General features: G+C 62.8%; 9 protein-coding genes. 3 read left to right on the plus strand and 6 right to left on the minus strand.

The features are described from left to right. Together VZ95_RS26715 and VZ95_RS06060 are read left to right on the plus strand one after the other, a co-directional pair. Window positions 1–249: hypothetical protein (locus VZ95_RS26715; RefSeq protein ID WP_045775062.1), on the plus strand; the 249-nt coding region annotated here is incomplete at its 5' end. Continuing rightward, window positions 246–1,310, plus strand: a complete 1,065-nt coding sequence (locus tag VZ95_RS06060) for a S1C family serine protease (protein ID WP_045775063.1) — start codon at window positions 246–248, stop codon at window positions 1,308–1,310. The genes VZ95_RS26715 and VZ95_RS06060, both read left to right, overlap by 4 nt. Before the next feature lie 17 nt (window positions 1,311–1,327). Here the strand turns inward: VZ95_RS06060 and VZ95_RS21690 are convergent, their stop codons facing one another. From VZ95_RS21690 to rfaD, 6 genes are all read right to left on the minus strand, one after another. After that, window positions 1,328–2,182: a hypothetical protein gene (locus VZ95_RS21690; RefSeq protein WP_052711531.1), complete on the minus strand. Its 855-nt coding sequence runs from the start codon at window positions 2,180–2,182 to the stop codon at window positions 1,328–1,330. 64 nt (window positions 2,183–2,246) lie between these two features. Then, window positions 2,247–3,035, minus strand: a complete 789-nt coding sequence (gene pgeF, locus VZ95_RS06070) for a peptidoglycan editing factor PgeF (RefSeq protein WP_045775064.1) — start codon at window positions 3,033–3,035, stop codon at window positions 2,247–2,249. 20 nt (window positions 3,036–3,055) lie between these two features. Further along, window positions 3,056–3,532: a GNAT family N-acetyltransferase gene (locus VZ95_RS06075; RefSeq protein ID WP_045775065.1), complete on the minus strand. Its 477-nt coding sequence runs from the start codon at window positions 3,530–3,532 to the stop codon at window positions 3,056–3,058. Between the two features lie 42 nt (window positions 3,533–3,574). After that, window positions 3,575–4,600: a class I SAM-dependent methyltransferase gene (locus VZ95_RS06080; RefSeq protein WP_332308014.1), complete on the minus strand. Its 1,026-nt coding sequence runs from the start codon at window positions 4,598–4,600 to the stop codon at window positions 3,575–3,577. A 120-nt stretch (window positions 4,601–4,720) separates the two neighbouring features. Next, window positions 4,721–5,545, minus strand: a complete 825-nt coding sequence (gene lgt, locus VZ95_RS06085; protein WP_045775068.1) for a prolipoprotein diacylglyceryl transferase — start codon at window positions 5,543–5,545, stop codon at window positions 4,721–4,723. Between the two features lie 12 nt (window positions 5,546–5,557). Further along, a complete protein-coding gene (gene rfaD / locus VZ95_RS06090; RefSeq protein WP_045775066.1) occupies window positions 5,558–6,544 on the minus strand; it encodes an ADP-glyceromanno-heptose 6-epimerase in 987 nt (328 codons plus the stop codon). Between the two features lie 131 nt (window positions 6,545–6,675). Here rfaD and VZ95_RS22830 point away from each other — a divergent pair. Then, window positions 6,676–7,534, plus strand: an 859-nt coding sequence (locus VZ95_RS22830) for a DUF898 family protein (RefSeq protein ID WP_084627606.1), incomplete at its 3' end; no start/stop codon positions are given.

The following is a 7,534-nucleotide window of genomic DNA, read 5'->3' on the forward strand; positions in this document are numbered from 1 at the left end:
TTCTTTTATCTCAATATCGATGACGGCTCTGTGAAACTCCGCGAGTTTCCAGGGCATGAAACTTGGGTCGAAGCCTGCAAGACCACAATTGATACACTTGGGCTCAACAATAAGCATTTGAGGAGAAGACGCAGCCAATTGATACAGAGCTACCGTATAAGCGGTGATAAAGATGAGCTCAAATTTCGAGCGCCCTTCCTTTATTATGCGCTGAAATATCAGGGCGTTATCCTGGAAGAAGCTTTATGAAATTCTCCCGCCTCCTGCTCCTCGGCCTTCTCCTTATCGCCGCGCTCTGGATGGGCGAGCGGTTTGTGCGGTCGGTTTGGGTGGTGGTGGATCGGCCTCGGCCCGTCGATGCGCGCGGCTCGCTCACCGAGCATGAGCAACATACGGTGGCGCTGTTCGAGAATGCCGCGCCCTCGGTTGCCTATATTTTTACCGGCGATCCGAATGGCGATGGCGGCGCGGGCTCGGGCTTCGTCTGGGATCTCGCCGGGCATGTGGTGACGAATTATCACGTGGTCGAAGGCGCGCAGAGCGTGCGCGTGCGCCTGGACCGGGGCGAGGCCCATGAGGCGCGCGTGATCGGCGTGTCGCCCGATCATGATCTTGCCGTGGTCAAACTGGTCGATAGCCGCGTGCCGCTGCGCCCGATCCCCTTGGGCAGTTCCGCCGATTTGAAGGTGGGGCAGAGCGTTTATGCTATCGGCAATCCGTTCGGCCTGTCGCGAACCCTCACCTCCGGGATCATTTCGGCGCTGGACCGGCGCTTGCCGACCGCGCCGGGCCGCGAAGTGATCGGCGCGATTCAGACCGATGCCGCCATCAACCCCGGCAATTCCGGCGGCCCCTTGCTCGATAGCGCCGGGCGGCTGATTGGCGTGACGACCGCCATTCTCTCGGCCTCCGGCTCCTCAGCGGGGGTTGGGTTCGCCGTACCGGTCGATACCGTCAACCGCATCGTTCCCATCCTGATCCGCGATAAGCGCATTCCCCGCCCCGGTATCGGCATTCTCGCGGCCCCCGACGAGCTTGCCGCGCGCTTCGGCGTTTCCGGCCTGATCGTCGCCTCGGTCATTCCGGGCAGCCCCGCCGCGCGCCTCGGCCTGAAAGGCATCGATCGCAGCGGTGGGCGCTTAGGCGATGTGATTACCCACGTCGCGGGCCAGCCCGTCGCCGGAATCGCCAATCTCGCCGCCCTGCTCGACCAAATCGGCATCGGTAAACCCGTCGATATTACCGTTCAGCGCGATGGGCGGGTGCGCAACGAGCGGCTGGTTATCGCCGATATTGCCGTAGCGGAGTAACGCCGCGCTCCTTAACCCTAAGGCTTCAGCGGTGGGGCTTTGTCCAGCAGCGCCGCCAGCCCTTCGAACGCGCCTTCGGCAGCAAAAATCGCGGCCTCGCCCCAGTTTTTATCGAGGCTGCCCGCCGGGATCTGATTTTCCTGCTCCACCGTGCCCAGCTCGCTGCCATCAGGCAGCAGCATCACCCAGCGCAGGCGGATGAGCTGCACGCCGTTGACCGGCTTCCCCAAGCTCACCGTGCCACTGACGACGAGGGCTTCCGGGGTTTCATGTTCGACGATTGGCACGCCGTTTTCGCGCAGGATGAATTCCAGCGCGCGTTTTAGGGCGATCTTGCCGTCGCCCGGCGCGCCATCGATCCCCCAGACCGAAACACCGCGCACGCCTTGCGCCTCGGCGACGGTCGGGTTCAGCATCGGTAGCAGCGCGGTGGTGACGCCGCGCGCGATGCGGTCGAGCTGCGGCAGCGTCGGGTTCTGGGCTTGGCCGCGCGGAATCGCATCACGGCGGCTCATCATGCGCACATCGCCCCCATCGGGCGGCACCAGGAACCAGGCGATTTGCACCTCCTCTTCCTGGGGCGACAGCGGCGTCAGGCTCGCTTCGCCGCGCAGCAGAAACGCGCCGCGATGACCTATATCGACCGCCGCCGGAATATCCTCATCGCGCAAACGCTGAGCAATCGCCGCGCGCAACGGGCCGGACATCGCTGAAGGCAGGCCGGTGATTTCGAGAATGGACACGCCGTGCGTATCCTTCGGCAGCATCGCCCCCGCCACCCCCTTTTCCGTCGCCGAGGGCTGAAACGGTTGCGGCAAAGGCTGGCATGCGGCCAGCAGCGCCAGCGCGCCGAAGGTTAGAAAGCGATGCATGCGGCAATCGAGAGCAGCAGGGCGATAGCGAAGAATTGGAAGAGATAGGGCATGGCGGCAGGGCTTACGGGGCCAAGGCAATCGCCGAGATCAAGCGACCATAATCGGCGGGCGCGCCGCCATTGGCCAGCGTCTCGCGCCGATAGCTAAAAAAGCGGTCGGCATCGGCCAGCGTATCTTCGCCTAAGAGTTCCGCCGCGCCGAGGCGGAGCTTTTCGAGCCGATGCAGCAGGTAGCCGCCGAGATCGAACATCGCGTGCCCCTCGCGGGTGCCGGGTTCGAAGAAATCCATATTATCGGGATCGGCATCCATGAAGGTGGCGACGAATTCGTCGGACACTTCGTAGGACTCGGGGCCAATGCAGGGGCCGATGACGGCATGAATGCGCGCCCGCTTCGCCCCCTGCGTCACCATCGCCTCGACCGTCGCCTGGGCCACACCGCCCAGCGCCCCGCGCCATCCGGCATGGCAGGCACCGATCACCCCGGCCTCGCTATCGGCGAAGAGAATCGGCGCGCAATCGGCAGAGAGAACACCGAGCACCAGCCCTCGCTGTTTCGTCACCAGCCCATCGACCTGCGGGGCCGCGCCGTGCGCCCAAGGCGCGGTGACAATCTCCACCGCCTTGCTATGAACCTGATGGCCGGTGACAAGCTGCGTCCCGCTCGCAGCGCCTAAGAATTTCGCCACCCGGTCCCGGTTTTCCGCCACCGCTGCGGGATCGTCCTGAGAGCCGAACCCGGCATTCAGGCTGGCATAAATACCCTGCGACACGCCGCCCGCGCGGGTGAAAAACCCGTGGCGCACGCCGGGAAGATCGAGAAACTCGGACGTTAGCGGATCAAGGCGCATGGCTAGGTCTTCCGGGGGCTTTAGGCGGGCATACCGTCGAAGGCGAGCGGCGTCGCCATTTCGCTGGTCGCGGCCCAACCGAGCTTTTCATAGAGTTTGCGGCCATTCGCGGTGGCGTGCAGCGTGGCGTAAGAAAGGCCCCGGCGCGCGAGTTCTGCCTGACTTTCCACCATCAAGCTTCGCGCAACCCCGTTCTTGCGATGGGCGGGCTCGACATAGAGGTTCAGCACATAGCCGCGCCGGTCGTCGTGCGGGTGGGAGGGGTGCGGCGGCCAGGTGAGTTCCAGCAGGCCAATGCCCGCGATGGTGCGGCCATCCTCCTCCACCATAAAGCCGAAATAGCGGCCATCGCCGAGGCGCGGCGCGAGCCACTCGCGGAACGGCACGGCCATTGTGGCAATCGCCATCATGTCCCATCCGGCTTCGCGGAACATGGCTTCGCGGTGACGGCAAATCAGCGTCAAATCGTCGGGACAAACGGGGCGGAGATTTCGCATGAGCGCATCTTTATCACCCTGAACGGCGCTGTCCAGGCCCCTTTAACTGACGAAGCCCGGCAGCGCCGATAATCCCACCGGCCCGAGGCCGATCACTTTGAACAGGCTCCCCATCCGGTCCGGCGCGATCAGCCGGTGCATGCCTTCCACCAGATCGTGCGCCTTGGCCGAATCGACGTCGCGCACTAAGCGCTGTGCCCGCTCCAGAATGCCGAGGCGGGTGAGGAAGGCCCCCTGCTCGATGGGGCCGTGAACGTCGACGCCGCTCATCCGCGCCGCTGCCCCAACCGCGCTGAAATCCACATGGGCGGTCAGATCGGCCTCGCCGGGATCTTGCAGCACCGGATGATACTGATGGCGGCGCACGGCTTGCAGCGAATCGCCCGCCGCCGCCTCGGCATAGCCATAATCGATCAACAGGGCCGCGCCGCCGTAATGGGCCAAGCGACGGCTAATCGCGGCAATCGTCCCCCGGATCGTCGGCGAGACTTCGGCGATGCTGGTCTCGGGGGCCTGGGCCACCTCGGGCGTGAGCAGCCGCGCGAGGGGGGAGGCGGCTTTGCCGACCTGAAAGCCGAAATCGCCGGCCTCGGTCAGCGCCACCTGCCGTTCGCGCCACTGGCCCCCGTGCTTCACCAACTGATGAATCGGCAGCGCGTCGAGAAACTCATTGGCCAGCAGAATGAAGGGACCGGGCGGCAGATCGGTTAAGCGTTCGTGCCATTCGACCGCCTCGCCCTCCAAAACCTTCGCCTGCCGCGCCCGCAAGACCGGGCTGGTTTCGACGAGATGCACCCGCAGCGCCGCGTGAAACCCTGGGGCAACGAGGCGCACCGCGCGCAAAGCATCGGCCATCAGCGTGCCGCGCCCCGGCCCAAGCTCGACGAAGCCGATGGGATCGGGCTGACCGAGCAGGCCCCAGACGTGCGCCGACCAAAAGGCCGAGCAATTCGCCGAACATCTGCGAGCATTCGGGCGCGGTGACGAAATCGCCGCCCACCGCCGCCCCGGCCACGGCAGGCAATCCGGAAGGAACCGCGCCCGCCGCCGAATCCGGCACCCCGCCAAGGGGATCGCGCGTGCGGTAATAGCCCAGCGTTGGATGGCCCAAGGCGAGGCGCATGTAATCGGCCACCGTGATCGGGCCGAGTTCGAGCCGTCGCCGCAGCAAATCTTCGAGCGATTCGCTCATGCTGCGCTGGGAACTGCCTTAGTTTGCGGCTTGGCCCGCACCATCAACCAAATTCCGACGAGAATCATCGGCACCGAGAGCAACTGCCCCATCGTCGCCCCGGCAACCAGAAACCCGAGGAAAGCGTCGGGCTGGCGGAACAACTCGCCGAGACTGCGCGCAACCCCATAACCCGCCAGAAACGCTCCGCCCAAAAAGCCGGGCCGGTCGCGGAAGCCCTTCACTTCCAGGACGCGCAGGACGAGGAAGAGCAACAACCCTTCCAAGCAGGCTTGATACAATTGGCTCGGGTGGCGCGGCTCCGGCCCCCCGGTCGGGAAGACCATCCCCCAAGAGACATCGGTCGCCCGACCCCACAGCTCGCCATTGAGAAAATTCGCAATGCGCCCGAGCCCAAGCCCGATGGGCACCACGCCGACGAGCAAATCGCCGAACGGCAGCAGCGGAATCTTGCGGCGGCGGGCGAACAGAATAAGGGCGATAATCACCCCCAGCGCGCCGCCGTGAAAGGCCATGCCGCCGTGCCAAACCTGAAGCACTTCGCTGAGATTCTCTAAGTAATAGCCGGGCTTATAGAAGATCACATAGCCCAGCCGCCCGCCGAGGATGACCCCCAGCGTCGCCCAGGTCAGAAAATCGTCGATATCGGCCCGCGTCACGATCTGCGGCGCGCGGCGCGACAGGGCGATCATATAGCGCCAGCCCAACACAATCCCGACGATATAGGCGAGCGCATACCAGCGGATCGCCAGCGGCCCGATGGCAATCGCCACCGGATCGATGGCCGGAAACATCAGCGCGGGCAAAACGGTAAGGCTCATCGCCATGTGTCCTTAGGCATAGGGATCGTCTTGCAGGAGATAGTCTTGCACATAGGCTTTTACGCCCTCGGCCAGCGGGGTCAGCGGGCGATCATACCCGGCGGCGCGCAACCGATCCATGCGTGCTTCGGTGAAATATTGATATTTCGCCCGTAGGCTTTCGGGCATGTCGATGTATTCGATGTTTGGGCGAACACTAATCGCGGCAAAGACAGCATCGGCGAGATTCCGAAAGCTGCGCGCCTGCCCGCTGCCCGCGTTGAACAAGCCGCTCACCGCAGGATGGTCATAGGCCCACAGCATGATGTCCACAATATCGCCAACCCAGACGAAATCGCGTAACTGGCCACCGTCGGCGTAATCGGGCCGATAGGATTTGAACAGCTTCGCCCGGCCCGTCGCTTGAATCTGCGGCAGGATGTGGGCGACAACGCTTTTCTGCCCGCCCTTATGGTATTCGTTCGGCCCATAGACATTGAAGAACTTCAGCCCCAGCCACTGCGGCGGCACCGGGCCGTCGCCCGCCACCAGCCGCGCGATGCGCCGGTCGGTCGCGTGTTTCGACCAGCCGTAGGCGTTGAGCGGCTTAAGTTGGGCGAGGGCGGCAATCGACGCATCATCCTCGAACCCCTGCGCGCCATCGCCATAGGTGGCGGCGCTGGAGGCATAGATGAAGCGCGCGCCGCGCCAGCAGCACCAATCCCACAGTTTCAGCGTGAGGGCGAAATTCGACTGGTTGATAAGGTCGGCGTCGGTTTCGGTGGTGCTGGAGACCGCGCCCAAGTGAAAAATCGCGTCGATCTCGGCGGCATGGGCGTCGAGAAAGGCGAAAGTTTCTTCCGGCGGCACGACGGCGGCCAGCTCGCGTTTGGCGATATTGCGCCATTTCTCGTCCTGCCCCAGCCGGTCGATGACGACCAGATCATGCAGCCCACGCGCCTCAAGCCCGCGCAGCAGATTGGAGCCGATAAACCCAGCCCCCCCGGTCACGACGATCATGTGTGTACGCCCCTTCGCTCAATTGCCCCGGTTATACGGGAGGCGGCGACGGGCGGCAATGCGGGCGTCGCTTGTGGCGGAGCGGTTGTATGGGGTAAGTGTTTCTGAAATCCTTGGCATGTGAGGCCGGAATGACCGACGAAACGCTGCCGCCATCCGTAGACGCTGTGACCGCAGAGGCCGAGCCTCTCGCGCTCGCGCATACGATCAACGGTGAGAGCCTTGCCGGGATCACCTTCAAAAATGCGCTTCTCACTATCCTCACACTGGGGATTTGGAGCTTTTGGGCGAAGACTCGTGTGCGCCGCTATCTTTGGAGCAATATCCAAATTGCGGGCGACCCTCTGCACTATACCGGAACGGGCTTCGAGCTGTTTAAGGGCGCGATCATCGCCTTGCTCATTTTGGCCGTGCTTTTCGTGCCGTTGGGGATTCTGTCAACGGCAGGCTATCACGGTATTGTGGGGCCGATTCAATTCTTAATCTTCATTCTCTTAACGCCGCTGGGGTTGTTTTTTGCGCGGCGCTATCGGCTGTCGCGCACCGAATGGCGGGGAATTCGCGCCGGTTTCGAAGGTAACTGGAAGGTGTTTGCACCACGTGCGGCGGGGCTTACGCTGCTTAGCCTTTTCACCTTGGGGTTTGCGGAGCCGTTTCGACAGGTCTATATCGAGCGCTATTTTTGGAACAATTCTTATTTCGGGACCGAGAAATTCAAATCTTCTCTGGATGTTAGCGGCTTAGGGTATTTGTATTGGGGGATATGGGCATTTTTCATATTAATTATGATGCTGTCCATAACGGATTTGGTAGCTATTTTCAGTAATATGGAGAGCCTAAACTCAAAATCTGGGGCCGCATATGCCGGAAAAAGAGTCTCCTCTCTTTTTTCATTTCTGTTTACGGCAGCGGTAACACTTCTATTGGCGATGGCCCTGTTGCGGATACGGGTTTTTAAAAACTCAACCTCGACACTCTCCCTGGGAGGBC

The organism is Elstera litoralis, from assembly GCF_000963705.1.
In the GTDB taxonomy this organism is placed as follows: Bacteria; Pseudomonadota; Alphaproteobacteria; order Elsterales; family Elsteraceae; genus Elstera; species Elstera litoralis.